The sequence below is a fragment of the Pseudomonas sp. D3-27 genome, assembly GCF_051132165.1.
Taxonomy (GTDB): domain Bacteria; phylum Pseudomonadota; class Gammaproteobacteria; order Pseudomonadales; family Pseudomonadaceae; genus Aquipseudomonas.
Map to the genome: position 1 here is coordinate 208,242 of NZ_CP071667.1, position 26,597 is coordinate 234,838.

Annotated in this window: 20 protein-coding genes; 13 read left to right on the forward strand and 7 right to left on the reverse strand. The window is 63.8% G+C overall.

Annotated features, from left to right (window positions below; translation table 11 throughout):
* Positions 1-56 precede the first annotated feature (56 nt).
* Positions 57-1,082, reverse strand: a complete 1,026-nt coding sequence (gene tssA / locus J3P92_RS00920; RefSeq protein WP_420767136.1) for a type VI secretion system protein TssA — start codon at positions 1,080-1,082, stop codon at positions 57-59.
* A gap of 404 nt (positions 1,083-1,486) precedes the next feature.
* On the opposite strand from tssA, the gene tagH reads away from it, so the two are divergent.
* The 12 genes from tagH (at position 1,487) to tagQ (ending at position 18,746) form a co-directional block, all read left to right on the forward strand.
* Positions 1,487-2,914 carry a type VI secretion system-associated FHA domain protein TagH gene (gene tagH / locus J3P92_RS00925; RefSeq protein ID WP_434649642.1) on the forward strand — a complete coding sequence of 476 codons (1,428 nt, stop codon included), beginning with the start codon at positions 1,487-1,489 and terminating at the stop codon, positions 2,912-2,914.
* Between the two features lie 67 nt (positions 2,915-2,981).
* On the forward strand, positions 2,982-3,488 hold the full coding sequence (tssJ, locus tag J3P92_RS00930; RefSeq protein WP_420767138.1) for a type VI secretion system lipoprotein TssJ: 507 nt from the start codon (positions 2,982-2,984) through the stop codon (positions 3,486-3,488).
* Between the two features lie 15 nt (positions 3,489-3,503).
* On the forward strand, positions 3,504-4,838 hold the full coding sequence (gene tssK / locus J3P92_RS00935) for a type VI secretion system baseplate subunit TssK (protein WP_420767139.1): 1,335 nt from the start codon (positions 3,504-3,506) through the stop codon (positions 4,836-4,838).
* 6 nt (positions 4,839-4,844) lie between these two features.
* Positions 4,845-6,149, forward strand: a complete 1,305-nt coding sequence (locus J3P92_RS00940; RefSeq protein WP_434649644.1) for a DotU family type VI secretion system protein — start codon at positions 4,845-4,847, stop codon at positions 6,147-6,149.
* Positions 6,146-9,646 carry a type VI secretion system membrane subunit TssM gene (gene tssM / locus J3P92_RS00945; protein ID WP_434649646.1) on the forward strand — a complete coding sequence of 1,167 codons (3,501 nt, stop codon included), beginning with the start codon at positions 6,146-6,148 and terminating at the stop codon, positions 9,644-9,646. The genes J3P92_RS00940 and tssM overlap by 4 nt, the downstream gene beginning before the upstream one ends.
* Positions 9,643-10,296 (forward strand): type VI secretion system-associated protein TagF, encoded by a 654-nt coding sequence (gene tagF / locus J3P92_RS00950; RefSeq protein WP_434649648.1) that lies wholly within the window; start codon positions 9,643-9,645, stop codon positions 10,294-10,296. Before tssM ends, tagF begins: the two co-directional genes overlap by 4 nt.
* Positions 10,297-11,028 carry a PP2C family protein-serine/threonine phosphatase gene (locus tag J3P92_RS00955; protein ID WP_434561609.1) on the forward strand — a complete coding sequence of 244 codons (732 nt, stop codon included), beginning with the start codon at positions 10,297-10,299 and terminating at the stop codon, positions 11,026-11,028.
* The gene (locus tag J3P92_RS00960; protein ID WP_434649650.1) at positions 11,025-14,087 is read left to right on the forward strand and encodes a serine/threonine-protein kinase; all 3,063 of its coding nucleotides are present in this window, start codon (positions 11,025-11,027) and stop codon (positions 14,085-14,087) included. The genes J3P92_RS00955 and J3P92_RS00960 overlap by 4 nt, the downstream gene beginning before the upstream one ends.
* The gene (locus J3P92_RS00965; protein ID WP_420767175.1) at positions 14,087-14,803 is read left to right on the forward strand and encodes an ABC transporter ATP-binding protein; all 717 of its coding nucleotides are present in this window, start codon (positions 14,087-14,089) and stop codon (positions 14,801-14,803) included. The genes J3P92_RS00960 and J3P92_RS00965 overlap by 1 nt, the downstream gene beginning before the upstream one ends.
* Positions 14,803-15,999 carry an ABC transporter permease gene (locus J3P92_RS00970; RefSeq protein ID WP_434649652.1) on the forward strand — a complete coding sequence of 399 codons (1,197 nt, stop codon included), beginning with the start codon at positions 14,803-14,805 and terminating at the stop codon, positions 15,997-15,999. The genes J3P92_RS00965 and J3P92_RS00970 overlap by 1 nt, the downstream gene beginning before the upstream one ends.
* On the forward strand, positions 15,992-17,719 hold the full coding sequence (locus J3P92_RS00975) for a formylglycine-generating enzyme family protein (RefSeq protein ID WP_434649654.1): 1,728 nt from the start codon (positions 15,992-15,994) through the stop codon (positions 17,717-17,719). The genes J3P92_RS00970 and J3P92_RS00975 overlap by 8 nt, the downstream gene beginning before the upstream one ends.
* 85 nt (positions 17,720-17,804) lie before the next feature.
* The gene (gene tagQ, locus J3P92_RS00980; RefSeq protein ID WP_434649656.1) at positions 17,805-18,746 is read left to right on the forward strand and encodes a type VI secretion system-associated lipoprotein TagQ; all 942 of its coding nucleotides are present in this window, start codon (positions 17,805-17,807) and stop codon (positions 18,744-18,746) included.
* A gap of 525 nt (positions 18,747-19,271) precedes the next feature.
* Here tagQ and J3P92_RS00985 read toward each other — a convergent pair.
* Positions 19,272-19,655, reverse strand: a complete 384-nt coding sequence (locus J3P92_RS00985; protein WP_434649658.1) for a DUF6124 family protein — start codon at positions 19,653-19,655, stop codon at positions 19,272-19,274.
* A 461-nt stretch (positions 19,656-20,116) separates the two neighbouring features.
* Here J3P92_RS00985 and J3P92_RS00990 point away from each other — a divergent pair, with 461 nt between their 5' ends.
* A complete protein-coding gene (locus J3P92_RS00990) occupies positions 20,117-20,494 on the forward strand; it encodes a helicase (protein ID WP_434649660.1) in 378 nt (125 codons plus the stop codon).
* A gap of 166 nt (positions 20,495-20,660) precedes the next feature.
* On the opposite strand, the gene J3P92_RS00995 is transcribed toward J3P92_RS00990, so the two are convergent.
* The 5 genes from J3P92_RS00995 to exbD form a co-directional block, all read right to left on the reverse strand.
* On the reverse strand, positions 20,661-22,058 hold the full coding sequence (locus J3P92_RS00995) for an aminoacyl-tRNA deacylase and HDOD domain-containing protein (RefSeq protein WP_420767150.1): 1,398 nt from the start codon (positions 22,056-22,058) through the stop codon (positions 20,661-20,663).
* A gap of 78 nt (positions 22,059-22,136) precedes the next feature.
* Complete coding sequence (gene recG, locus J3P92_RS01000; protein WP_420767151.1) at positions 22,137-24,212, reverse strand: ATP-dependent DNA helicase RecG; 2,076 nt, start codon at positions 24,210-24,212, stop codon at positions 22,137-22,139.
* Between the two features lie 9 nt (positions 24,213-24,221).
* A complete protein-coding gene (locus J3P92_RS01005; protein WP_434649662.1) occupies positions 24,222-25,142 on the reverse strand; it encodes a LysR substrate-binding domain-containing protein in 921 nt (306 codons plus the stop codon).
* Between the two features lie 272 nt (positions 25,143-25,414).
* A complete protein-coding gene (locus J3P92_RS01010) occupies positions 25,415-26,170 on the reverse strand; it encodes an energy transducer TonB family protein (protein ID WP_434561619.1) in 756 nt (251 codons plus the stop codon).
* Positions 26,167-26,595 (reverse strand): TonB system transport protein ExbD, encoded by a 429-nt coding sequence (gene exbD / locus J3P92_RS01015; RefSeq protein ID WP_030142181.1) that lies wholly within the window; start codon positions 26,593-26,595, stop codon positions 26,167-26,169. The genes J3P92_RS01010 and exbD overlap by 4 nt, the downstream gene beginning before the upstream one ends.
* Positions 26,596-26,597: the final 2 nt, after the last annotated feature.

The window sequence follows — 26,597 nt, forward strand, 5'->3', positions numbered from 1 at the left end:
CGGTGTTGGCGTCATCGGGAGGTACCTATGACGTGACTGCGTGATCCGCTCGCTTTTTATTCGCTTTCCGGGCCGCGCAGGTTTTCAAATTGACTCATGCCGTCGGGAATCAGATTGCGCACGATCGCCGCGAAGTCGGCGTGCACCAGATTCTTCGCCCGATTCAACAGCACCGGCAGCGGGCTGGAGGGCTCATGGCGGGTGTAGTACGCCAGGATCCGGTCCAGGCTGCGCAGCACGTCGTCACGGTTGTTGATTTCCCCCGGGACGGTACTGCGGGGCGCGCCTGGTGAGCTGGTGTATTCGACGGGTGCGGTGTCGTCGGTTTCGACAGGATCGGCAAGGTCGCTGTCGCCGCTCTGCGGGGCGAACTGACCGAGAATCTGCAACGCCATTTTCAACGGCTGCTTCAAAGGGCCGAGGTCCACGCCTTGGGCGGAACCGACCTGGTCGCTGACCTGCTGTTCGATGGCTTCGGCGGCGCTGCGGGCTTCCAGCAGGGCGGCACGGATGACTTCCAGCTGCTCGGGGTCGCTGTCGAGCAGGGCGCCGGCGAGCTGTTCGGCGCCGAGACTTTCATCGGGGAAACTTTGCAAGCCGCTGGCATTGGCGGCGGCGCGCAGGCTGACGGCGCCGAACGTTCGCGAGCGGGCCAGGATGCTCTCGCGCAACAGGCGAATGGTGACGTCCGACGTCAGGCCGGCGAGGGCATTGATGCGCACGGTGGGGTCGTTGTCGTCATCGGCGTCCAGGCGCGGGTGCAGGTCCGCCCAGTATTGCTTGAGCAACTCGCTGATCAGCGTCAATGCGCGGGCGAGGCCGGGAATGCCTTCCAGGGCCAGGGAGCTCTGCAACAGGAAATGAGTGATGCGCAGGTCTTTGCTGCGCTGCAACAGGTCCAGGCTCTGCTGCTGGATGCTGCGCCATTCAGGGGGTTCGGCGGGCAGGATCGAATCGCCCATGCTGCGTTCGGGCTGGCCTCGGGAATCACGTTCCAGGCGCAAGAAATCCGCGTCATATTCCAGGTCTTCACCGCAAGGCGAATTCGCGGAAACGGCGGCGAGCAACAAAGGCACATCCACTTGGATCGATCTCCCTATCACCCGCTGAAGAAGTCGGGCAGTGCACACGCAAGTTTCGGATGAAACTTCACATGTTCCTTGAGGATAATGGCGCTATAAGAGCGAGATGATCTTAAAGTGCCATCATGTATATTCAACAAGTTGTGCATTTTTGGTGTAGTACTTATCCGTTGTCAAGGTAAGCTATTTCGCCGATGTGACAGTTGTGAGGCGCTTAACAACCCGCGCGACTCGTAGGTCGAAGCAGGCACTGGAACAGGTTTTTTTGTCACGCAGGCCGGTTAAGATCAGCGATCATGCTGGCAAAAAGCCGTTCCGGTCGCAGGCAAGGATCCTATGTCGCATCGACGGGGCCCCGTTCTTATGTATCGCCAGCGACAAGAAGTATTCAGCAAGGAGGCGAGATGCCGCTGTGTTTGACTATCACTAGTTATCACAAGATTACCCCCGGACAATGTTCTGAAAAGACTTTGGGTCAGGGCGTGATGGCAATTGGCCGTAGTTCCGATAATGATTGGGTTCTGCCAGATCCGGAACGCCTGGTCTCGGGCAAGCATTGCGTTATCCAATACAAGGACGGGCGTTATTACTTGACCGATAACAGCACTAACGGTGTGGAGTTGGTCAAGGCCGGTATTCGCCTGCGCAAAGGCAATAGCGAGCCGTTGCAGGACGGCGAGATCATCCGCATTGGCGATTATGAGATCCAGGCGCGGGTCGACTTCGACCTGCCGATGACCGATAGCAATCCGTTCGCCGAAGCCCCCAGCAGTTTCGAAGCCTTGATGGGCCGTCAGAACGCATCCGTGAAAACGCCTTCGTCGATGCCCGTCGCCATGCCGGCCCACTTCCAGGGCGTATCGTCCATGGACACGCTGCCCGACCTGTTCGACTTCCTCACCCCGCCCAGCGTCCCGCCGGCCACCCAGTCGGATCATGTGCCTGCCGAGCAGCACGATTTCCGTGCGCCTACGCCGATCCCCCGCCCGACCCCCCCGCCTGTGGCTGAGCCGGTGTTCGAGCCAGTGGCGGGAACGCCGGCACCGGTCATTCCGGCAGACTGGGATCTGTTCAGCGACAAGCCAGCGCCCGTGGCACCGATTCCCGTCGCGCCGCTGCCCGAGCCGGTACCCGTACCGGCAATCCCTGTGGTTGAGGTCGTTGCGCCGATTGAATCCGCGCCGCGACCAGAAGCGCCCGTCAGCCGCGTCGAACCGACGACCTCCCCGGTGCAAACCTCTCAACCCGACCTGCTCCAGGCTTTCCTGCGCGGCGCCGGGCTGGATCAGTTGCGCCTGGACAAGGCCAACGCCGAGGCGCAGATCGAGAGCATCGGGCGCAGTTATCGCTTGATGGTCGAAGGGCTGATCGATGTACTGCGCGCCCGCAGCAGCCTCAAGGGTGAATTCCGCATCCAGCAGACGATGATCCAGCCGGTGGAAAACAACCCGCTGAAGTTCGCCCCCAATGTCGATGAGGCCCTGCTGTTGCTGTTGCGCCATGGCAACCAGGCATTCATGGCCCCGGACGAGGCGGTGCGTGACAGTTTCGATGATCTGCGCGCCCACCAGTTGGCGGTCATGGCCGGCGTGGAAGCGGCGATCAAGCATTTGCTGGCGCGCTTCGAGCCGGCGCAACTGGAAGAACGCATGGCCAAGCCTGGTGGACTTTCAGGCATTTTCAGCGGCTCGCGACAGGCCCAGTACTGGCAGCAATTCACCGAGCTCTACAGCAACATTTCCCGGGAAGCCCAAGAGGATTTCCAGGACCTGTTCGGTCGTGAGTTCAGCCGCGCATACGAAGAGCACAGCACACGACAGCGACGCCGTTGAGCGGCGCCGCCTTAACGATACTGATCAAGACAACAACGGATAGCTCAAACGTCATTGAGGACGCAGGATGATCCCCAGGTTTTTACTCGCAGTCGCCGTAGCGCTTCTGCTGACGGCGTGCGCCAAGGATGCGGCCCAACCCCAGCCCGAAGAAGCTGAGGCCGACACCGCCGCCATCGAGCTGCACTTCCATTCCATCGCCGGGCTCAACCCCGGTGCCTCCGGCCAGCCAGCGCCGGTGCGGGTGCGTATTTTTGAACTGAAGAATGCGGCCACTTTTGGCCGCGCCGATTATTTCGCCTTGGCCGAGCGGGCCCAGGCGACGCTCGGTGCGGACCTGATCGACCAGGACGAAGTGCTGATCCAGCCGGACCAGCAATTGAGCCTGAAACGTGAGCTCGACCCGGCCACTCGGCACATCGGAATACTGGTGGGCTATCGCGAGTTGGACCAGTCGCTATGGCGCACGGTGATGAATGTACCGGCGCGCGAATACACCGAATACCAGATCAGCCTCGACGTGCGCGCCGTGCGCAGCGCCGTCGTCGTTCCCCCATCCAGCCCTGCCCAATAAGGAATCGGAGCCCCCATGTCCTGGAACAATCGCGTGGTCTGGTCGGAAGGCATGTTCATTGGAACGCAGCACTTCCAGCAGCATGACCGTTACCTGGAAAACCTCATCGACGCCCGCAGCCGCCCCTTGTCGGCCGGTGCCTGGGGTTTTTCCGAATTGCTGATCGACCAGGGCCTGCTGGCCCAGGGCAAGCTGGCCATCCTCTCGGCGCGGGGCCTGCTGCCGGACGGCACGCCGTTCAACATTCCCCAGGATGATTTGGCGCCGACCCCACTGAACATCGACGACAACCTGCGCGATGGCGTGGTGTACCTGGCGTTGCCGCTCAAGCGCGCCGGTGCCCGCGACACCGTGGACGAAGGTGAAGACCTCGGTGCTGCGCGTTATGTCAGCCAGGTGTGTGAAGTGCGCGACGACAACGCGCCGTTCGAAAACCGCGCGCCGGTGGCCGTGGGTTCCCGGGCGTTGCGCTTGTTGACCGAACAGGATGGCATCGGCGACTACGCCGCGATTGGCGTGGTGCGCATCAAGGAAAAACGCGCCGACCGGGCCCTGGTCCTCGACGACAGCTACATTCCACCGCTGCTGGATGTGGCGGCTTCCAAGCCACTGGCGGCGTTTCGCAGCGAACTGCTGGGCCTGCTGCATCAACGCGGTGAAGCCTTGGCCGGGCGGGTGGTGGCCTCGGGGGCCGGTGGCGCCTCGGAGATCGCTGATTTCATGCTGCTGCAACTGGTCAACCGCGCCCAGCCGCTGATCCAGCACCTGAGCCAGTTGACGCCGCTGCACCCCGAGCGCTTCTACAGCGAACTGGTCAGCCTGGCGGGAGAATTCTCGACCTTTACCGCGTCAGCACGGCGGCCGCAGCCCTATCCGCAGTACCAGCACGATGACCTGGCGCTCAGCTACGCGCCGGTGATGCAGGCCTTGCGTGAGGCCCTGTCGATGTTGATCGACAGCAAGGCCACGCCGATCCCGATTGTTGAAAAAGCCTACGGCATTCACGTGGCGATGCTGGCCGACAAAACCCTGCTCGACAGCGCCAGTTTCATCCTGGTGGTACGCGCCGACGTGCCCGCCGAAACCCTGCGCGGCCGCTTCGGCCAGCAGAGCAAGGTCGGCTCGGTGGAGCACATCCGTGACCTGGTCAACCTGCAATTGCCGGGCATCGGCCTGCTGCCGTTGCCGGTAGCGCCACGCCAACTGCCGTACCACGCCGGTTCCACCTATTACGAGCTCGACCGAGGCAGCGATCACTGGCAGCAGTTGAGCAACTCCGGCGGCTTTGCGTTCCACATCGCCGGCCAGTTCCCGGGGCTGAACCTGGCGTTCTGGGCGATCCGAGGATAAACCGCGATGAGCAACGACGATCGTACCCAGTTCATGCCGACGCCCGGTGGCCGCGGCGCGGATCCGTTCCGTCCGGACCCGGCACGCCAACAGCCGACGCCCGCGCCGTTGTCGATGCCGGCCGCGCCGGTCCTGACCGGCAAGGCCCAGGGCCTCAACCCGTTGGAAGGCGCCGCCGGCCCGTTGCTGGCCCTGCTGACGCGCTTGCGCAACACCATCGCCCACCCGGCGCCGGCCAGCTTGCGCGCGCAACTGTTGGCCTACCTGCGCCAGTTCGAAGAGCGCGCCGAGGCCGCCGGCGTGGTGCGCAACGACGTGTTGCTGGCCCGCTACGCCTTGTGTACCGCCCTGGATGAAGCGGTGTTGAGCACCCCATGGGGTGGCACCAGCGATTGGGGCAAGCAAAGCCTTTTGATCACCGTGCATAACGAAGCCTGGGGCGGCGAGAAGGTGTTCCAGTTGCTTGAGCACTGCCTGCAAAGCCCGCGCGAGCGCTTGTATCTGCTGGAGCTTTTGTACCTGTGCATGTGCCTCGGGTTCGAAGGCCGTTATCGGGTAATGAACGACGGCCGCAGTCAATTGGAGGCGTTGCGCGAGCGTACCGCGGGCGTCATTCGCAGCGCTCGTGGCGACTACGAGCGCGAGCTGTCGCCGCACTGGCGCGGTGTCACCGTGGCCCGTGATCGCCTGGCGCAATTCATGCCGCCGTGGATCGCCCTGGCCATCGGCGCGGCGCTGCTGCTGGCGCTGCTGTTCGGCCTGCGCATGAAGCTGGCCTCCGACGCCGAGCCGGTGTTCAAGAACATCCACTTCCTCGGTGAAATCCCGGTGCAGACCATCGACCGTCCCGTGGTCCAGCCCAAAGTGATCGAGCGCCCACGCCTGGCCGGTTTCCTCGCCGATGAAATCCGCTCCGGCAAGGTGGCCGTGGAAGACGCCGTCGATCGCTCGGTGGTGACCATCCGTGGCGATGAACTGTTCGCCTCCGGCAGCGCCAGCATCAAAGACGATTTCCAACCGCTGATGCTGCGCATCGCTGACGCGGTGCGCAAGGTCAAGGGCCAGGTGCTGGTGACTGGCCACAGCGACAATCGCCCGATCGCCACCCTGAGATTCCCGTCCAACTGGGCCTTGTCCGAGGCGCGTGCCCGGTCGGTGCTGGACATTCTTTCGGCCAAGACCGGCCAACCCGAGCGCTTCAGTGCCGAGGGCCGCAGCGACACCGAGCCGCTGGCGTCCAACGCCACGACCGAGGGGCGCGCACGCAATCGACGGGTTGAAATCACAGTGTTGGCGGAGGGGGTCGAGTGAAGGCGTTTTTCAGTTTCATGATCCGCTGGGTCATTCCATTGCTGGGCCTGATCGCCCTCAGCCTGATCATTTGGTTCGTTGGCCCGCTGCTCGATTGGCTGGTGCCTGAAGGTCGCCGCTGGGCGTTGATCATTCTGGTGTTCGCAGTGTGGATCGCCTACCGGGTGTTGCGCATTATCCAGGCTCGGCGCCAAGCCGCCGAAGTGATGCGCAGCCTGGCCGCGCAGACGCCGCCGGACCCCACCAGCATCGCCACCGCCGAGGAACTCGAAACCCTGCGCCAGCGCATGGACGAAGCCTTGGCGTTGCTCAAGAAAGCCAAGCTCGGCGGTGACGAGCGGCGCAACCTCTACGAGCTGCCGTGGTACGTGATCATCGGCCCGCCCGGTTCCGGCAAGACCACCGCGCTGGTCAACTCCGGCCTGCATTTCCCGTTGGCCGCGCAGCTCGGCGCCGGTGCGGTGCGCGGCGTCGGCGGTACGCGCAATTGCGACTGGTGGTTCACCGACCAGGCCGTGCTGCTCGACACCGCTGGCCGCTACACCACCCAGGACAGTGACGCGGCCGTCGACAAGGCAGCATGGCTGGGCTTCCTCGGCCTGCTGAAAAAACAACGGGCACGTCGCCCCATCGACGGCGCGTTCATCGCCATCAGCCTCTCGGACCTGCTGCTGGGCAGCGACGCCGAACGCGCGGCCCACGCCGCGGCGATTCGCTTGCGCATCCAGGAGTTGTACACCCAACTGGGCGCGCGTTTCCCGGTCTACCTCATGCTCACCAAGCTCGACCTGGTGCCAGGCTTCATGGAGTACTTCGATAGCCTCAGCAAGGAAGAACGCGCCCAGGTCTGGGGCATGACCTTCGCCCTGGACGATGGCAAAAGCAACGACAGTCCGTTGGCGCACCTGCAAAGCGAATTCGCCCTGTTGGAACAGCGCCTGAACTACCGCTTGGTCGAGCGCTTGCAACAAGAGCGCGACCCGGCGCGGCGCGACCTGATCTACGGCTTCGCGCAGCAGTTCGGTGCGTTGAAGGATTGCCTGCAAAGCTTCCTCGACGGAGTGTTCAAACCCAACGCCTTTGAAGAGCGGGTATTGCTGCGCGGTGTGTACTTTACCAGCGGTACTCAGGAAGGCAGCCCGATCGATCGTCTGATCGGCTCCATGGCCCAGAGCATGAACCTGGACCGCCAGCACCTGGCGCGCCAGACCGGCACCGGACGCAGCTACTTCATCGAAAAACTGTTCAGCGCCGTGGCGTTCGCCGAGCGCGGGCTGGTGGGGGTGGACCCGAAAGTCGAGCGCCGGCGCAAGTGGATCGCTCGTGGCGTGCTCGCGTCAACCGTCGTGCTGGTGTTGGTGGTCAGCACGTTGTGGTGGGTCAGCTATCGCGCCAACCAGGCCTATATCGCCCAGGTCGACCAGAAGGTCGCGCCGCTGGGCCAGACCGTGCAGAACCTCAGCCCGGCCCAGCGCGACGTGCTTGCGGTGTTGCCGCTGCTCAACGCCGTGAAACACCTGGCCGACGACGCCCCCGATTGGGCTGAAGGTTTGGGCCTCTATCAGGGCGACATGCTGGAAGCCGAGTCCGGTAGCGTCTACCGCAAGCTGTTGATCGCGGTGTTCGCGCCACGCCTGCTGACGCGCATCGAAGAGCAACTGCACAGCGGCGGCAATTCGGACTTCCTCTACGAAGGCTTGAAGGCCTATCTGATGCTCGCCGATAACGAGCATTACGACGCCGACTTCATCAAGGCCTGGATCGCTTTGGATTGGGATCGCAGCTTGCCACGGGACTTGCCAGCCGAGCAGCGCCAAGCCCTGACCGGACATTTGCAGGCACTGTTCGAACGGCGTCCGCCGACCGCGCGCCTGGACCCACGGCTGATCGAAGACCTGCGCCGCCAGTTGCAACAGTTGCCGGTGGCCCAGCGCGTCTACGACCGCATCAAGCGCCAGAAGCTGCCAGAAGGCATTCCGGACTTCCGCATCAACGAAGCCGCCGGGCGTGACGCTGCGCTGGTGTTCAGCCGCAAGAGCGGCAAGCCGTTGGGCGAACCGTTGAGTGGGTTCTTCACGGTCAAAGGGTATCGCCAGGGCTTTTTGCTCAGCAGCCTGAGCCAGACTGGCACCTTGGCTGAAGAGCAATGGGTGCTGGGCCATGAAGAGGCCGACCAACAGAACGTCGCCAGCCTGGCCGCCGATGTGCGTCGCCTGTATTTCCAGGACTACATGCGCCAATGGGACGCCTTGCTGGCCGACATCGACTTCGTGCCGATCACCAGCGTGGCCCAGGCCGCCGATGTGCTGCGGGTGATTTCCGGCCCGACCTCGCCGCTGAAAAAACTGCTGGTGGCAGTGGCGAAGGAAACCGACCTGCAACAGGATGAGCGCCTGCTGGCCGCCCAAGGTGCGCCGGTGGAGGGCAGCGTGGACAAGCTCAAGGAGCGCCTCGGCAGCGTGCTCGGCCAGGAACAGGCGACGTCGAACGCGCCGACGGCGAGCGATGATCCGATCACCGCGCATTTCGCCGAGCTCAACAGCATCGTCAACAAGAACGAAGGCGAACCGGCGGCCATCGACGGCCTGTTGTCCGACATGAACGCGCTGTACGTGCAAGTCAGCGCCATGGTCGGCGCCAGCGGCGATGCCTTGCTCGGCGAGGCCAAGAACCAGGCGTCGGCCGCCGCTACCCGGTTGAGCCTCAACGCCGAACGCCAGCCGCCACTTGTGCAGGGCTTGGTCAAGTCAGTGGTCAATTCCACCACCAACACCATGATGGGCGGGGTGCGCAATCAACTGAACGCGGCCTGGACCAGCGAAGTGGTGAACATCTACCGCCAGTCCCTGGCCGGGCGTTACCCGATGTCGCCAGGCAGTGCGCGGGACGCCACCCTTGATGACTTCGGCCAGTTCTTCGGCGTCGGCGGGGTGATGGACAACTACTTCCGCAAGTACCTGCAACCGTACGTGGATACCTCGACGCAAACCTGGCGCTGGCAGCCGGGCGCGGCGCAGAAGCTCGGGATTTCTCCTGGCGTGTTGCAGACCTTCCAGCGCGCGGCGACCATCCGCGATGCGTTTTTCCGCTCCGGCGGCACCCAGCCGATGGTGCGCTTCGAGCTCAAGCCGGTGGCGATGGATTCGACCATCACCCAGTTCCTGCTCGACCTCGACGGTCAGCAGCTGAGCTACGACCACGGCCCGAGCCGCCCGACCGCGTTGCAGTGGCCGAACCCCGGCAGCATCGGCGTGGTGCGGATTTCGATCATGCCACCTTCCTCCAGCGGTCGTTCCGGTATCACCCTGGATGGGCCATGGGCCTGGTTCCGCCTGCTGGAACAATCGGACCTGACCGCCGGCAACTCGCCGGATCGCTTCAACCTGCGCCTGCGGGTCGATGGCGCAAGCGCCTCTTATGAGCTGCGGGCCAACAGTGCTTTCAACCCGTTCAAGAGCCGCGTGCTCAGCGGCTTCAGCCTGCCGGAGCGTCTATGAGTACGCCGGGCTTCTATGGAAAGTTGGCCAGCCGCGGGGATTTCGTCAGCCGAGGCTTGCCCCAGAGTTTTATCAAACCGTGGGACTCCTGGCTGGCGGCGGGTTTGCTCGCCAGCCAGAGCAGCCTCGGCGAGCGTTGGTTGGACGCCTATCTGGTCAGCCCGCTATGGCGCTTCATGGTCGCGCCCGGCGTGTGCGGCCCGGACGCTGCCGTCGGGGTGGTGATGCCCAGCATCGACCGGGTCGGGCGCTATTTCCCGCTGACCGTCGCGGTATTGATGGACGCGGAGGCGGACCCAGCCTCGGTGGTCGGTGGCGCGGACGACTGGTTCGAGCGAGTGGAGAGCCTGTTGCTGAGCACATTGAGCGTGGAAGCCAGTTTCGAAGCGTTCAGCGAAGAGCTTGAAACCCTTGGCAGCCCAATGTGCCTGCCGCGCACCTTGAGCAGTCGCTTCGCCAGCCTGCATCGTTTCGATGCCACCGATCCGCAGCGAAGGATGAGCGCCCTGGCCGAGTCGGCCTGTGAAGGCGCAAGCCTGTGGTGGGGCCTGGGTTCGGAGCGCATCGCGCCCGGTTTGATGCGCTGCCAGGGATTACCGGCGGCGGCTGATTTTGCGCAATTTTTGCTCGGCCAAGAAGGTGTTGTGTAGATGCGTCCAAGTGCCGGAAAAGCAATCAAGTCTGCAAGCAAGAGCCACGTCGGCATGGTCCGCCAGGTCAACGAAGATGCCTGCCTGGACATGCCTGAAAACGGCCTGTGGGTGGTCGCCGATGGCATGGGCGGGCACGCGGCGGGCGACTATGTCAGCAGCCTGATCATCGACAGCCTGCGCAGCATTGCCGTGGGCCGTTCCCTGGATGAATACATCGCGGCACTGCAAAGCGACCTGTTGCGGGTGAACGCCGCCGTGCGCGAAGAAACCGCCAACCGTGGCGTGACCATGATGGGCAGCACCGTGGTGGTACTGGCCGCCCGCGACCTGCGCGGCATGTGCCTGTGGGCCGGTGACAGCCGGTTGTATCGCCTGCGCGATGGCGTGCTCGAAAGCATTTCCCGGGACCACAGCTACGTCCAGGACTTGCAAGACAGCGGCCTGCTCAGCGAAGCCGAAGCCCGCGTGCATCCACGCGCCAACATCGTCACCCGCGCCATCGGCGTCGAGGCGCAACTGAACCTGGCGCTGGCCGAATTGCTGCTGGTGCCCGGCGACAGCTACCTACTGTGCAGCGACGGCCTGACCAAGACCGTCGAGGACGAGGAAATCCGTGAAGTATTGAGCCACGACGAGCCCGGCGAGATCGCCAGTAGCCTGGTGTCCCTGGGCCTGATGCGCGGCGCGCCGGACAACATCACCGTGGTCGTCGTGAAGGTGCCGTCATGAGCTTGACCCTTAACCTTGTCATCCCCGGTTACGACATCGACGGCGAGATTGGCGAAGGCGCGATGGCCAGCGTGTACCTGGCGACCCAGCGTTCGCTGGAGCGCAAGGTGGCATTGAAAGTCATGGCGGCAGCCCTGGCCGCCGACCCGACGTTTTGCGAGCGTTTCCTGCGCGAAGGCAAGACCCTGGCGCGCTTGTCCCACCCGCACACGGTCACCATCCATGACATCGGCAACGTCGGTGAGCTGTATTACATGGCGATGGAATACCTGCCCAACGGCACGCTCAAGGAACGCATCGCCGCGGGCCTGACGCCGGAGCAGGGCCTGACCTACATTCGCCAGATCGCCTCGGCCCTTGGGTATGCCCACGGCTTGGGGTTGGTCCACCGCGACGTGAAGCCGGCCAACATCCTCTTTCGCGCCGACGGCACGGCGGTGCTGTCGGACTTCGGCATCGCCAAATCCCTGGACGACCGCACCCAGTTCACCCAAGCCGGTTTCGCCGTTGGCACACCGAGCTACATGAGCCCGGAACAGGCCCGTGGGCAAGACATCGACGGTCGCGCCGACCTGTACGCCTTGGGCGTGGTGCTCTATGAAATCCTCGTCGGCAAGTTGCCGTACACCGGCAACGATGCACTGTCCACGGCCCTGGCGCACCTGACCGAGCCCTTGCCGGAACTGCCGGTGCACCATGGCCGTTACCAGGACGTGCTGCGCAAGTTGCTGGCGAAGGATCCGGCGGAGCGTTTCCCGGATGCGGCGGCGCTGCTGCGGGCGCTGGATAACTTGCCGGAGCAATCGTCGGAAGCGACGCTGATCCGGCCGTTGTCGTTTGAACTGCCGGTCGTGCCGCCTGCGGTGGATGACCTGGCGGGCTTGACGCCCATGTCCATCGACATTCCCAGCGGCCCGGCTTACTCGCCGCCACAACCCAAGCCTGTGCCACCGCCGCTCAAGCCAACAGCGCAATCCACGGTTTCGGAGCAACGCAAGGGTCCGGTGTTTGCCCTCGCGGCTGTTGCGGTGGCCGTGGCGTTGGCGCTGGGTGGCGCGGGTTATTGGTGGTTGTCTGGCAATGACGGCAAAGAGATGAAAACGCCGATTGCCAAGACGACCTCGGCCAAGCCCCCGGAAGTCACCCCGCCGAAAGCCCCTGACGTACCTGCGGTCAAGCCGCCCGTGGCGACCGAGGCCGATGGCGGCCAGCGTCCGCTGCTGATGGCTGGCAAGAAAACTCTGTTCCAGCGCGTGCTCAGCAAACCGGGGGCCAAGTTGGCCGCCGAGCCTGGCGCTGCGCCGGGTAAGGCGTTGCCGGCGTTCTCCGTGCTGTACGTCTACCAGCGCAAGGACGTGGACGGCAGCGCCTGGGTGCGCGTCGGCGCCGCCACCGACGGGCGCAGCGACGGCTGGTTGCCCGCCGCTCAGGTCAGCGATTGGAAACAGAGCCTGGTGCTCAAGTTCACCGAGCGCTCCGGCCGTGCGCCGGTGATGTTCCTGCGTCAGCCCGGCGAAGTGGAAAAGCTACTGGCCAACCCGGCCGCCGCCAAAAACGCGTTGCTCAAAGCTCAGCAGAACCCCCAGGACGATCAGCAAGTGCTGGCTCTGGAGCCGGCCGCCAGCGCCGTGCCGCAGAATCAGTTCTATCTGCTGCCAATCTTCGATTCCCGCGAGAGCTTCGACGATAACGGACAGCCGGTGCAGTTGCTGAACGTGGCGTCCATCGACCCTGGCACCGCCCAAAAGGCTGCGACCAACACGCCGGTCACCGCCGCCAACGCCGACGCGTTCCGTACCGCCGTGGTGCTGGTGGTGGACACCACCGTGTCCATGCAGCCCTACATCGATCAGGTCCGTGACGTGGTGCATCAATTGCAGACTCGCATCGGCGAACGTGGCGAGCTTGATAGCGTCAGTTTCGGCATGGTGGGTTTTCGCAGCAGCATCAAGAAAACCCCAGGCCTGGAATACACCGCCAAGACCTTGATCACCTTGGAACAGGGCCGCGACCCGCAACGCTTCCTGGAGATGGCGCGGCAGGTCAAGGCATCTACCGTGTCGAGCCATTCGTTCAATGAAGATGCGTTTGCCGGTGTCATGGAGGCGGTGGAAGGGATGGACTGGTCCGGCTACGGCGGGCGCCTGATCCTGCTCGTCACCGACGCCGGTGCGCTGCGCAAGAACGACCCATTTGCCGCCACACAAATGAACGAGGCCGAAGTGCGCCAGGCGGCATTGGGCAAGCAAATCAAGATATACGCCCTGCACCTGCTCAGCGACGCCGGCAAGAAAACCCACGCCGGCGCACAGTCCCAGTACCGCACACTGACTGCCGACGCCAACCCGCAAATCGGTGACCTGTACATTGCGGTGCCGGGTGCCGACGTACGTAAGTTCGGTGATCGGGTCGACGAAATCGGCTCGGTGTTCGCCGACCTCGTCCACCAGGTGCGCAGCAACAAGCCGCAAAGCGTGCCGCTGCTCAGCGCCGCGCCGAGCCTGGCCGACAAATCGGCAGCGGTCGGCTACGCGATGCACATGGACTTCCTGGGGCGCAAAGCCGCCAGCCAGGCGCCGCAATTGGTCAGCGCCTGGACCGCCGACCGCGACCTGACCAACCCGGCGCTGCCGGCATTCCAGGTCTGCGTGATGCTGACCAAGCTGCAACTCAACGACCTGCAGCAATCGCTGAAGCTCATCGTCGACGCGGCCCGCAAAACCCAGAGCTCGCCCAAGGATTTCTTCCAGGAAATCGCCAGCGCCAGCGCCTATATGAGCCGCGACCCATCGGCCCTGCGCAAAGGCGGCAACCTCGCCACGGGTGGGATTCTCGGCGAGTACCTGGAAGGGCTGCCGTACCGCAGCAAATCGCTGAACATGACCCAGGATTTGTGGCTGTCGTTGAGCGTGGCCGAGCAGGAGGATTTCATCGACGAGCTGGAATCAAAGATCCGCCTCTACGAAACCTTCCACAACGACCTCGCCAATTGGGTGCGCTTCGGCGATGCCGAGCCGGGCGACGCCTTGTACCGCGTTCCGTTGTCGACGCTGCCGTGATGCTGAACCTGAGCGCAGTGCACAAGAGCCGGGGCGCCGGTGGCCAACGCTACAGCCTGGTGATTCCACGGCTGCAACTGCGCGCCGGTGAACAGCTGGCGGTGGTCGGTCCCAGCGGCTGCGGCAAGAGCACCTTGCTGGACTTGCTGGCGCTGGTGCTGGCGCCGGATCAGGCGGGGCAGTTCGACTTCACGCCGGCCAACGCGCCGCTGGACATCGCCAAACTGTGGCGCACGTCGCAACAAGGCACCTTGGCTGAGTTGCGCGGCCGCCACCTGGGCTATGTTCTGCAAACCGGTGGCCTGCTGGGCTTCCTGGACGTACGCGGCAACATCGCGTTGTCGCGCAAACTGCTGGGCTTGAAGGATGACGGCAGCGTGAAGCGCCTGGCCGGACAATTGGACATTGCCGATCAACTGGACAAGAAACCCGCGGATCTTTCCGTCGGCCAGCGCCAGCGGGTCAGTTGCGCCCGCGCCTTGGCCCATGGCCCGCGCCTGCTGCTGGCCGACGAACCGACCGCCGCCCTCGACCCGCTGAACGCCGAGCGCGTCATGCAGTTGTTGGTCACCCAGGCCCGCGAGCAGGGTGTCTGCTGTGTGGTCGCCACCCATGACGAGGCGCTGGCCCGCGCCAGCGGCTTGCAAGTGCTGCGCATCAGTTGCCGCCGCGATGCCGACGGCGGCGTCACCGCTACGCTCGGGGAGGCCTGCTGATGCGCGGCGCGCTGGTGGCTTCCCTGGCCTGGCAGGATTACCGCAACGACGCTTGGCTGTCGGCGTGTTCGGTGCTGGCGTTGGTGGCCGTGGTGGCGCCGTTGCTGGTGCTGTTTGGCCTGAAGTTCGGCCTGGTCAGCAGCCTGACCGAGCGTCTGGAACGTGACCCGGCTACCCGGGAAATCATCCCGTTGGGCGGTGGCCGTTTCAGTGCCGCCTTCGTCGAGCAATTGGGACAGCGCAGCGACGTCGCCTTCGCCTTGCCGCGCACCCGACAGATCGCGGCCACGGCGGATCTGAGCAGCGAGGCTGCCGCCGTCACGGTCGAGATGATTCCCACGGCCGCTGGCGACCCTTTGTTCGATCGCCTGCCGGTACCGCAGGGCTTGGATCAAGTGGTGCTCAGCCAGACCGCCGCCGAGAAACTCGGCGCCAAGGCCGGTGATTGGTTGCAGGCCGGTTTCGGCCGGCAAGTGGCCGGTCGCAGCGAGGCGCAGCGCACTCGCGTGCAGGTGATGCATGTGCTGCCACTGGAAGCCTTCACCCGGGACGGCCTGTTTGCCCCGCTGGCGTTGCTGGAGGCCGCCGAGGATTACCGCGACGGCCGTGCCGTGCCCGCGTTCGGCTGGCCGGGCGATGCAGTGGGCGAGGTTGGGCAGCGGGTCTATCCGGCGTTTCGCCTGTACGCGCGCAACCTTGGTGATGTCGAGCCGCTGCGCCAGTACTTCGCCGGGCAGAACCTGTTGGTGTCGACCCAGGCCCAGACCATCGCACAGGTGCAATCGTTGAGCCGCAACCTGTCGATCGTGTTCTGGATCATCGCCGGGTTGGCGTTGGCCGGCGGGTTCGCAGCGATTTTTGCCGGGGCCCTGGCAGCGGTGGAGCGCAAGCGTCGGGAGCTGTCGGTGCTGCGCCTGCTGGGCGTGTCCACGGCGGCGCTGTTGTTGTTCGTGGTGTTGCAGGCGCTCTACAGCGCCACGTTTGCGGCCCTGCTGAGCGCCGGGCTGTATGGCCTGGCGCAGTCGGGCCTCAATTATTTATTTGCGCAGATGCCCGGCGAGTACGCCAGCCATCTGCTGGTGCGTCATTACACCTTGGCCCTGGTGGCCGTGCTCGGCATCAGCGCCGTCGCGGCGGCGTGTGGCGGCTGGCGGGTGGCGCGCATCCAGGCATGTGAAGGAATTCGCGATGTATAAGTTATTGGGCGCCGCCGTGGCGCTGAGCCTGGCCGGTCTGGTCTGTGCCGATGAAGGCACGGACAAGCTGGACAACCCCAAGCCGTTGCCCGACGACGTCAGCCTGCCGCTGCCGTGTGAAGGGCAAATGGTGTTTCGCTACGTCTACATTCTTGCCCAAGGGACCCTGGACGACCGCGAGATCAGCCTCGGCTACCCGTTCAGCGAAGGCGAGGCCGGCTACCAGCAGTCGTTCATTTCCGGCTACCGGCGTGACTTCATCAATGGCCAGTTCACCCTCAAGGATTTGCCCAAGGATTGGAACAAGACCATCACGCCGTTGATGCCCAAGACCGACGCCAAGACGCCGCTCAAGCCGATGCTGTACTTCATCGGCAAATACGAAGTCACCGCTCGCCAGTACGCTCAGGTCATGGCCCAGGCGCAATCCCTGGCCAGCGGCGAGCCGGCGCCGGCCTGCGAAGCCTTGCAAGCCGAGTTGCCCCAGGGTATGGCCGGGCGCTTGCCGAAGGTGAAACTGTCGAAATTCGAGGCCGAGCGCTTTGCGGCGGTGTACAGCGCCTGGCTGATGAAATACCACAAGGACCTGCTGCCAGTGAGCGGTCGCGGCGCATCCGCCGAAGACGGCGGCCTGGGCTTCGTGCGTCTGCCCACCGAAGTGGAGTGGGAATTCGCCGCCCGAGGTGGGCAAGCTGTGAGCCGTCAGGACCTGGAAGGGCGCTTGTTCCCCCGGCGCCTTGAAGGCAGTGAAAGCGACGGGCCGCTGGCCGATTGGGCAGTGTTCAACCAAGTCGCCGGCGGCACGGGCCAAGCGGCGCGTTTGATGCCCATCGGCACCAAGTTGCCGAACCCCATCGGCCTGTTCGACGTGGTGGGCAACGCCGCCGAAATGGTCCAGGAATCATTCCAACTGGTGCACGCCGGTCGCCGTCAGGGCGCCTATGGCGGCTTCGTGGTCAAGGGCGGCAACTACCTGGAAGGCGAGGGCACGTTGTTCACCGGCATGCGCCGCGAGTACCCGTTGTTCGCCGCGGACGGCACCGAGCAAAACAACGAAACCACCGGTTTCCGTGTGGCTGTCGGCGCGTTGTCGGCGCCGCGTTCGCGCTACAAGGAACTGTTCGCCCAGTGGCAGAAAGAGGGCCGGCTCGCGTCCCTGACCGACGCCATCGACGACGCCGAAGACCCGACCAAGCGCCTGGACAGCATCATCGCCGCCAGCGCCGACCCGCGCCTTCAAGCGGAGTTGGGCCTGGTCAACGAAGAGCTCAAGCGCAACGTCTCGCTCATCGCCCAACAGCGCGAGGAAGCGGCGGGCAACTTGATCCAGTCTTCGGCCCTGGTGGCCGAGACCATCAACAACTACAACATTCGCCTGACCAACCTGCAGAACAGTCGGCAGGCGGCCCTGGATGCCAAGGACGACGCCAGCGCCACGCTGTTTGCCACGGCCATTGAAAATGGTCGCAGTGCGCTGGACGGCGCGGTGGCGATCTACATCGACAACCTGGCGACCGGCACGCGCTACACCGATGCCGTGATCCAGGCGCAATTGCAGCGCATCAAGGAAGAGCTTGAGCGCAAACCGGTACTGGGCAAGAGCCTGGTGGCGCGTGCAATGTTATTCGTTCGCCATGTCGGGGATTATCGTCAGCAGAAACGAGCCGACCCGGCGGCGATATTGAAGCAATTGCTCGCATCGAGCGCTCAGCGGTCTTGAGTGTTCGTTGTCAGCGAGCTTGGAAGGGACTCAGGCGGCGATGGGGCCGTGCTGAGCTGGTCAAAACTTAAACGAGAACACAACTATGCTTTTCTCCCGTAAACCTTTTGCTTCGGTTTCCAAGCGTCATTTGCTGATGGTTGCTGTGGGCTTCAGCACCGTACTGACTGGCTGCGCTTCGTCGCCGACGTCCAAGGTCGCTTCGAGCACCAAGGTCGAGTACTACCCCAACTGCTACGAGCCGGTGCAGCACCTGCGCTCCACCGAAGGGAACATGACCAAGTCGGTCGTCACCGGCGCAGCCGTCGGTGCCGTCGGTGGTGCGCTGCTGGGCGCCTTGACCGCCGACAAGGAAGACCGTGGCCGTAACGCCGCCATCGGTGCCGCGGGCGGCGCCTTGGCCGGTGGCGCTACCGGTTACTACACCGAGCGCCAGAAGCAGATCGCCGATGACAACATGCGCATCGCCTCCTACGCCGCCGACGTCAGCAAGAGCGCTTCGGACATCGACCGCAGCACCGCCTACGCCAAGGCGTCGCAACAGTGCTACCAGAACGCGTTCAGCAAACTGGTCGCCGACCGCAAGGCCAAGACCGTCAACGACACCGAAGGCCGCAAGCGCCTGGCGGAAATCGTTGCCGGCCTGAAAGAATCCAATGACCTGATCGTCGCGGTGAACGGCAAGGCTTCCGAAGACCTGAACAACTACACCCAGGCCTACGAGAAGGACCTGCAGCAAGTGGGTGTGCAGCGTACTGACGTGGTGACCGTGGCCACTGCTGACACCACGCAGGTTGTGGCGGCGCAGACCAGCACCAAGACCAAGAAAATCGTGAAGCCGGCGAAAAAGAAAGAACTGCCAGCCGTGCCGAAAGAAGCGGTCGCCACCGAGAAAACCCTGCAGACCGCCAAGGCCAAGCAGGATGAAAGCAAGCAGGTTGCCAGCGCGGGTACTACGCAGGTGAACAGCATGTGCAAAAACCCGGACCTGGGCGACTGGGCTCCGGTGCCTTGCCCGAATGTTTGATCGGGGGCATATCCGTTGCTGCGGTGATGGCGGCTGGCGGTTTCGCCCTTACGGCGACTCACTTTTTTTCAGACGCCAAAAAAAGTAAGCAAAAAAGGCTTGGCCCCACCACTCGGTGCCTCGCCTAGGCTCGGCATGCCCTCACTCCGGCATTGCTCCGTGGGCCCGCCGCGAAGGGTCATCCATGACCCAGCGCGGCTAACCCGGCATCCATGCCGGGTTGCCCACTCCACAATGCCTGCGCTCGGCCATCGTGGTTAACGGGGCCCGTAGATCAAAAGCCAAGCCGAGGCGGCCTTGAAGCCGACCTGGCTCTCGGTGGGACCGCGTTTCCCCTGTGGGAGCGAGCTTGCTCGCGAAGGCGGCCGTTCAGCTTGCATCGATAGCGACTGATCGACCGCTTTCGCGAGCAAGCTCGCTCCCACATTTGTTTTGTGGTGACTGAAATATTTGCGACAACCCCGATCCCTTGTGGGAGCGAGCCCGCTCGCGAAGGCGTCGGTTCAGCTTGCCACTATGTCCGTCCTATCCCTTGGCTGCAGACGCCGCCACCCCCTTCGTCTCCAAATGATCCAACGCGCGCTCGACCAACAACTGAACCCCATCGGCCATACGGCTGATCGCCAGGGCGATGCAGCGGCGTGATTCATCGATGTCGTCGGCCAGGTCGGCGGCGATGGTGCTGATGGAGAGCAGGTCTTCGGAGGCGTTGGCGAGCAGTGTTTCGGTGTCGATGTGGGGGGAGACGATGAAGAGCTGGTCTTTATCGGGTTCAGGCGGTGAGGCGGGGTGGGGCTTTAGGTAGTAGTCGAGGGCGCGGGTGGTGGCGTCTTCGAGGCGTTTTTCTTCAAGTTTTTCGACGCGGGATTTGTGTTCGTTTTGCGGGGGATTTGGAGTTGCCTTGAACATAGTGAAGCTCCTGAGAGATGGAGCCGACACCCTTCGATTGCACTTCGAAAAAAGGTGGCAGCTGTACGTAGGTGTGCAAGACCGGTCTCAGGTACCCGGCAGACCCGAAGGTCTCCCACGCGCAGCCGCCATAACGATCGGCGAGCATAGAAAAATGCTCGACGAATAGCCATAACCGAATGCACCTGAGATCGGACTTGCACGTCCGTGTCACCGTTTTTTGCGATGACGAATAGAGGTTAGCCGCGCTCGGTTGCCCTGCCTAGTTCATGAACAGCCCGGTGTTTTGAAGGAAATCTCCGACGGGTCTGAAGGCCATGGAATGCCCCTTCTAAACATGACTTGGCAGTCATCGTGCGCAAAATGCGGGCGATCTTCCTTAAACCGGATTCGATGATGGCGTTCCGCTGGGGAAACGATAAACTGCGCCAGCCGTTCATTTTTCTCACGAGGCTGTGCCAATGAAATTTCGTTTCTTGCTGTGGATGCTGGGGTGGTTGATGGGCAAGGCCAGCCGCACCAATCCAGCCTTCCAACAACAGCTGGGCGACAAGGAGCTGGTGTTCCAGCTGCAAACCCTGGACGGCAAGATCGCTCGGTATTTCACCGTGAAGAACCAGCGCATCACCAGCCAGTCGGGTGTTTATCCAACGCCGGCCTTCGCCATCGCGTTCAAGGACGCTGCCTATGGCTTTGCCACGATGCAGGCGAAGAACAAGCAACTGGCGTTCATGACCGGGATCCAGGACAAGTCGATCCAGATCAAGGGTAATCCGGCGCTGGTGATCTGGTTTCAGGGGTTGATGAAGTATTTGAAGCCGAGGAAGGCTAAAGCCTAGTGGATGATTGTGGCGAGGGGATTTATCCCCGCTGGGCTGCGAAGCAGCCCTAAAACCTGACTCCTCGGTTATGCAGGCTTACCGCAGTTAGCCTTTTTGGGTCTGCTGCGCAGTCCAGCGGGGATAAATCCCCTCGCCACAGAAGCTCAACTGCCTGGGCCAGTCATCAATGGCTGAACTGCGAAGCCAATTCCCGCAGTAGCACCTCGGCTTCAAGCACCTTGCTCACCACATCATTGGCCTTTTCCCGAGTCAGCCCAACGCGTTCGAGCAGGGCATCGGGGATGTCCTCATCCGGTCCGGAGCCGATGCTGCGTGAGCGCAGCAGGCGTACGGCCAGGCACACCAGGTTCGGGTAGGCGGCGTATTCGCCGTCGTAGTGGGGGTCGTGCTGGAAGCGCAGGGCGGTGGCCAGTTCGTCGGGCATGTCCCAGTAGCGCATCAGCCAGGCGCCGATCTGCTCGCGGCTGATGCCCAGCAGGTGTTGCTCCACATAGCTGTGGCACAGGTGCGGGTTGACTTCCAGGTGCCGGCAGATCAAGGAGAAATGCGGCGGGAAGACGTGGGCCAGCAGCAGGTAGCCAAAGTTGTGCAGCAAGCCCGACAGGTAGGTCAGGCCGCCCTCCGGGCGCTGGGCGCGTGGCATGGCGCGGGTCAGGCCTTCGATGACGGCGGCGGTGTAGATCGATTGCTGCCAGTACGGCGTGGTGTGTTGCGGGTGGTCCTTGGGCAGGCTCAGGGTCTTGCCCAGGGCCAGGCCCAGCGCCAGGTTGATCACCAGGTCGAAGCCCAGCACCCGGACGATGGCGTCTTCCACCGAGCGGATCTTGCCCGGCGATGCGTAATACGGCGATGCGGCCCAGCTCACCACTTGGGCGGCCAGTGCGGGGTCGGTTTCGACCACGCCGGTGATGTCGTCGATGGTGGCGTCAGGGTCGACCCGCAGCTTGATGATTTTTTGCGCGGTTTCGGCCAGCGGCGGGATCTCGATGGTCTCTTCCAGCCGTTGCTGGATACGCCGGGCGGTGAATGCCTGGACGGCTTGGGTGATTTCCTTGCGGTCGTCATCCGGGCGGTCCAGGTTCGGGGAGATATTGCCCAAGGGTTCGCCAAACGTCGCGGCGCTGGCCTTGGTGAGCATGGTCTTGAAGGCTTCGCTGGTGACTTCCAGCAGCAGCCCCGGCTCGCCTGAGTTGATCAGCAGCTTGGGCTCGCGCAGCAAGCCTTCTTCGTACAGGCATGGCGAGCTGGTCAGCGCGGGTAGGCCCGGCAGGAGGCTTAGGCTGTGCTTGCCCAGCATTCGCTCCAGGCGCTCGGTCGGCACCGCCGTGAGTTTACGGCCAGTGAGTTCGGCCAGACGGTTGAGGTCCAGCAACTGATTTTGTGGAAACAGGACCATGAGCGCGCCGACGGCATCGTGCAGCAGCACGGCTTGCACTTTGCGAGCAGGATTCAGGCCCGGTCGCTCGATGATTTCGTCGAAGGCGATGCCCAGTTTTTCGAGCAATTGCCGAATAACAGACGGAGCGTGCGGGGTTACGGGGACGAGGGCAGCTTCGGTCATGGTCGGTGTCCGTATTCTACAAGTGGGTCAGTATAACCAGCTTGTCCAGAAGGCGCGTCCAGAAAACTGAGCGCGTGCTCACACTTGGCCGTATTGCTGCCCATGGCGCAGCCAGCGATCCAGCAGCGGGCTCACATGGTCGGGCCAGCGCTCCAGCAGCGCCTGGGCGGCGTCGCGAACCGCCGGGAGCAGGTCGGCGTCGCGCATCAGGTCGGCCACCTTGAATTGAAGCAGACCGGTCTGGCGCGTGCCGAGCATTTCGCCTGGGCCGCGCAGTTCGAGGTCTTTTTCGGCGATCACGAAACCATCATTGGTTTCGCGCATGATCCCCAGGCGCTGGCGCCCGATCTGTGACAGCGGCGGGTGATACAGCAGCACGCAATGGCTGGCGGCACTGCCCCGGCCGACCCGGCCGCGCAGCTGGTGCAACTGCGCCAGGCCCAGGCGCTCGGGGTTTTCGATGATCATCAAGCTGGCGTTGGGAACATCGACGCCGACCTCGATCACGGTGGTGGCGACCAGCAGTTGCAGGACGCCGGCCTTGAACTCGGCCATGACCGCCGCTTTTTCGGCAGGCTTCATGCGGCCGTGGATCAGCCCGACTTTCAACTCGCCGAGGGCGGCGGTGAGGTCTTCAAAAGTAGTCTCGGCTGCCTGGCAGGTCAGCTCTTCCGACTCTTCGATCAGGGTGCACACCCAATAGGCTTGCCGGCCTTCGGCGCAGGCGCTGCGTACGCGCTCGATCACTTCGACCCGCCGGGTGTCGGTGACCAGCACGGTATTGACCGGCGTGCGACCGGGAGGCAGTTCGTCGAGGATCGAGGTGTCGAGGTCGGCGTAGGCGCTCATCGCCAGGGTCCGTGGGATCGGCGTCGCGGTCATGATCAACTGATGCGGGCACATGCGCCCGCCGACGCCTTTCTGCCGCAGGGCCAGGCGCTGTTGGACGCCGAAGCGGTGTTGTTCGTCGATGATCACCAGGGCCAGGTTCTTGAACTGCACTTCGTCTTGGAACAGAGCGTGGGTGCCGACCACCATCGGCGCGCCCTCGGCGATTTGCGCGAGGGCGGCGGCGCGGTTCTTGCCCTTGAGCTTGCCGGCCAGCCAGGCGACTTCGATGCCCAGAGGTTCGAGCCAGCGCTGGAAGGTGATGAAATGTTGCTCGGCCAGGATCTCCGTGGGCGCCATCAAGGCCACTTGATAACCGGCCTCCAACGCTTGCAGCGCGGCGAGGGCGGCGACCACGGTCTTGCCGGCGCCGACGTCGCCCTGGATCAGCCGCAGCATCGGCTCTGGCTGGCTCAGGTCGTAGGCGATTTCGTTGCCGACCCGCTGCTGCGCGCCGGTGGGGGTGAAACCGAGGTTGGCCAGGTAACGGGCCGGCAGCTTCGTCGCCTTGGGCATGGCCGGGGCGCGCAGCGAGCGCAGGCTTTCGCGCAGGCGTTGCTGGGACAGTTGATGGGTCAGCAGTTCTTCAAAGGCAAGGCGATGCTGGGCCCAGTGATGTCCGAGAGCGAGCTCTTCCACATCTGCATCGGCGGGCGGGTGATGCAGATAGCGAATCGCGTCGGCCAGTGGCGCGAGCTGATAGTCCCGGGCCAACTCCTTGGGCAGCCAGTCCGGCAGGCTGGTGGGGCCGAGCATTGTCAGGGTCTGCTGGCAGAGTTGGCGCAGGCGCTGTTGGGTCAGGCCTTCGGTGAGCGGGTAGACCGGCGTCAGGGTTTCCGCGACGGGCGGCGGTTCGTCGCCGGTGATGGCGCGGTATTCCGGATGATAGATCTCCAGCCCCGAGGCTCCGGGCCGCGCCTCGCCGTAGCAGCGCACGCGGGTGCCACGCTTGAGGCCTTCCTTTTGCGCATTGCTGAAATGATAGAAACGCAGACTGAGCCCGCCGGTGCCGTCCTGCAGGCGCACCACCAGGCTACGACGCCGGCCCATGACCACGTCGGCGCCGCTGACGGTGCCTTCCACCACTGCATCCTGTCCAGGCCGCAAATGGCCGATGGGCACCACGCGGGTGCGATCCTGATAACGCAGCGGCAGGTGGAACAGCACGTCCTGGAGGGTTTCCAGGCCGACCTTGGCCAACTTTTCGGCCATGGCTTCACCGACACCCTTGAGTGCCGTGACCGGCACTTTCGACAGCTCAGTCATGGCCACGGCTTACTTGGCGGCGGGCGGCTTGGCCACGGAACACAGGCGGATCGAGTCGGCGAGGATCTCGATGGCCTTGGGTCGCGGGAAGCTGGCGCGCCAGGCAATGGCAACGGTGCGGAACGGCACGGGCGCTATCAATGGGCGGACTTCGATCACGCCGGGGGAGTAATGATGGCTGTCCACCGCCGACAGCGGCAGGATGGAAATGCCCAGGCCGGAAGCAACCATGTGGCGAATGGTTTCCAGAGAGCTGGATTCCACCGTGGTGTGCTTGGCACCTTCGCTGCCCTTGGTCAGCGTCGGGCAGGCTTCCAGCACCTGGTCGCGGAAGCAGTGGCCTTCGCCCAGCAACAACAGGCTCTTGTCGTTGAGCAGACCGGCGTCGATGGTTTTTTTCTGGGTCCAGGGATGCTGGGCCGGCATCAGGACGTAGAACGGCTCGTCGTAGAGCGGCAGGGTCAGGACATCGGCTTCGTTGAACGGCAGGGCGATGATGATTGCGTCCAGCTCGCCGTTGCGCAGCTTGTCGCGCAGCACGTGGGTGAAGTTTTCTTCGATGTACAACGGCATCTGCGGGGCGACCCGGTGCAGTTGTGGAATCAGGTGCGGAAACAGGTACGGGCCGACGGTGTAGATCGCGCCGACTTTCAATGGGGCGGTCAGCTGGTTCTTGCCGGCCTGGGCCAGCTCGCGAATGCCCTGGGCCTGTTCCAGGACCTTTTGCGCCTGGGCCACGATGCCTTCACCGACCGGGGTCAGGCGCACCGCGCTTTTGCTGCGCTCGAAAATAAGCACACCGAGTTCGTCTTCAAGCTTTTTCACACCCACCGACAGTGTCGGCTGGCTGACATGGCAACGCTCGGCCGCATGGCCGAAATGCTGCTCTTGGGCGAGGGTCACGATGTAGCGTAATTCTGTGAGGGTCATGGCGAAACGTCCGTGAAGTTGCGAGCCAAGCATACCGGCTGCAATCGATAGACGCACGTTATCAGACTGGAGGCGCGCGGCGACACTGTCGAATGTCTGATGTGGCGAGGGGATTTATCCCCGTTGGGCTGCGAAGCGGCCCCAAGAACAGGATTGGCGACGGGAAAGCCGGGGGGCATGTCAGCTTTTTTAGGGCCGCTACGCGCCCCAGCGGGGATAAATCCCCTCGCCACAAATAAGAAGCCCCTGAAACAGGGGCTTGCAATTAGAGGTCAGCGCCGGCGCTTGTCGATGGAGTACAGGAACGGCGCCGTCAGCTCGACCGTGCCGTTGGTCAGCAGGTCGGCCGGTGGCTTGGGCAGCGGTTGGGCGCGACGGATCATGTCCAGGGTGGCCCGGTCCAGATCGGCGTTGCCTGACTTGCCCACCAATTCGAAGGACAACACGTTGCCTTCGGCATCCACCACGAACCGCAGGCGGTTCATGCCTTCCTTGCCGCGTGCCTGGGCGCTGGCCGGGTACTTCTTGTATTTGCCCAGGTGCGCCAGCAGTGTGCCTTGCCAGCTCGCCTTGGCCGCCATTTGCGCGGGCGACGGGCCTGGGGCCGGTTGTGCGGACTTTTCGGTCGGCGCCTGGGTGGGCTGAGTGTCGGCGGGCTTTTGCTCCGACGGCGTTTCCTTCGGCGGCTCCGGTTTTTTCTCCACCGGCTTGGGCTTGGGCGGCTGGGGCTTCGGCTTGGGCTTGACCGGCTTGGGCACGGCGATTTCCGCCTTCGGTGCTTCGGCCAGTTTTGGCAATGGCAGCTCTTCCACCGGCTCCGGAGGCGTCGGCGGTGTGACGACTTTCGGCGGTGCAGGCGGTGGCGGGGCAGGAACTGGCGCCAGCTCGACCATCATCGCCTGGGGCGGCAATTCGAGGGGCGGACGCGTCGTCCAGTTCAGCGCCAGCGCGATGGCAAGCGCGTGCACGCCCAGCACCACGGCGAGGCTACCGCTGTAACGCGTCAGTTTTTGGCGCGTCGTGATCATTTCTTCGGCGCCGTCTCGAGTCCGACCAGGCCGACCTTCAAGTAACCGGCGCCGCGCAGGGCGTCCATCACGCTCATCAGGTCGCCATAGTCCACGCCTTTGTCGGCCTGGAAGAAGATCGTCGTGTCTTTCTTGCCCTGGGTCTTGGCATCGAGGGTCGGGCCGAGGCTCTCGACCTTGATTTCCTCTTCGCCCAGGAACAGGCGCTGGTCCGCCTTGACGCTCAGGAACACCGGTTTCTCGGGCCGTGGCGACGGCTTGGCCGTGGACGCGGGAAGGTCAACCTTGATGTCCACGGTGGCGAGCGGGGCGGCCACCATGAAGATGATCAACAGCACCAGCATCACGTCGATGAACGGCGTGACGTTGATTTCGTGGTTCTCGGCCAGATCGTCGTCTGCGCCTTCTTTCAAATGCAGGCCCATGG

What these genes read in the sequence shown, in the direction of transcription:
- tagH (WP_434649642.1), top strand. Translation starts at nt 1,487, where the DNA reads ATGCCGCTGTGTTTGACTATCACTAGTTATCACAAGATTACCCCCGGA.
- tssJ (WP_420767138.1), top strand. Translation starts at nt 2,982, where the DNA reads ATGATCCCCAGGTTTTTACTCGCAGTCGCCGTAGCGCTTCTGCTGACG.
- tssK (WP_420767139.1), top strand. Translation starts at nt 3,504, where the DNA reads ATGTCCTGGAACAATCGCGTGGTCTGGTCGGAAGGCATGTTCATTGGA.
- J3P92_RS00940 (WP_434649644.1), top strand. Translation starts at nt 4,845, where the DNA reads ATGAGCAACGACGATCGTACCCAGTTCATGCCGACGCCCGGTGGCCGC.
- tagF (WP_434649648.1), top strand. Translation starts at nt 9,643, where the DNA reads ATGAGTACGCCGGGCTTCTATGGAAAGTTGGCCAGCCGCGGGGATTTC.
- J3P92_RS00955 (WP_434561609.1), top strand. Translation starts at nt 10,297, where the DNA reads ATGCGTCCAAGTGCCGGAAAAGCAATCAAGTCTGCAAGCAAGAGCCAC.
- J3P92_RS00960 (WP_434649650.1), top strand. Translation starts at nt 11,025, where the DNA reads ATGAGCTTGACCCTTAACCTTGTCATCCCCGGTTACGACATCGACGGC.
- J3P92_RS00965 (WP_420767175.1), top strand. Translation starts at nt 14,087, where the DNA reads ATGCTGAACCTGAGCGCAGTGCACAAGAGCCGGGGCGCCGGTGGCCAA.
- J3P92_RS00970 (WP_434649652.1), top strand. Translation starts at nt 14,803, where the DNA reads ATGCGCGGCGCGCTGGTGGCTTCCCTGGCCTGGCAGGATTACCGCAAC.
- J3P92_RS00975 (WP_434649654.1), top strand. Translation starts at nt 15,992, where the DNA reads ATGTATAAGTTATTGGGCGCCGCCGTGGCGCTGAGCCTGGCCGGTCTG.
- tagQ (WP_434649656.1), top strand. Translation starts at nt 17,805, where the DNA reads ATGCTTTTCTCCCGTAAACCTTTTGCTTCGGTTTCCAAGCGTCATTTG.
- J3P92_RS00985 (WP_434649658.1), bottom strand. Translation starts at nt 19,655, where the DNA reads ATGTTCAAGGCAACTCCAAATCCCCCGCAAAACGAACACAAATCCCGC.
- J3P92_RS00990 (WP_434649660.1), top strand. Translation starts at nt 20,117, where the DNA reads ATGAAATTTCGTTTCTTGCTGTGGATGCTGGGGTGGTTGATGGGCAAG.
- J3P92_RS00995 (WP_420767150.1), bottom strand. Translation starts at nt 22,058, where the DNA reads ATGACCGAAGCTGCCCTCGTCCCCGTAACCCCGCACGCTCCGTCTGTT.
- recG (WP_420767151.1), bottom strand. Translation starts at nt 24,212, where the DNA reads ATGACTGAGCTGTCGAAAGTGCCGGTCACGGCACTCAAGGGTGTCGGT.
- J3P92_RS01005 (WP_434649662.1), bottom strand. Translation starts at nt 25,142, where the DNA reads ATGACCCTCACAGAATTACGCTACATCGTGACCCTCGCCCAAGAGCAG.
- J3P92_RS01010 (WP_434561619.1), bottom strand. Translation starts at nt 26,170, where the DNA reads ATGATCACGACGCGCCAAAAACTGACGCGTTACAGCGGTAGCCTCGCC.
- exbD (WP_030142181.1), bottom strand. Translation starts at nt 26,595, where the DNA reads ATGGGCCTGCATTTGAAAGAAGGCGCAGACGACGATCTGGCCGAGAAC.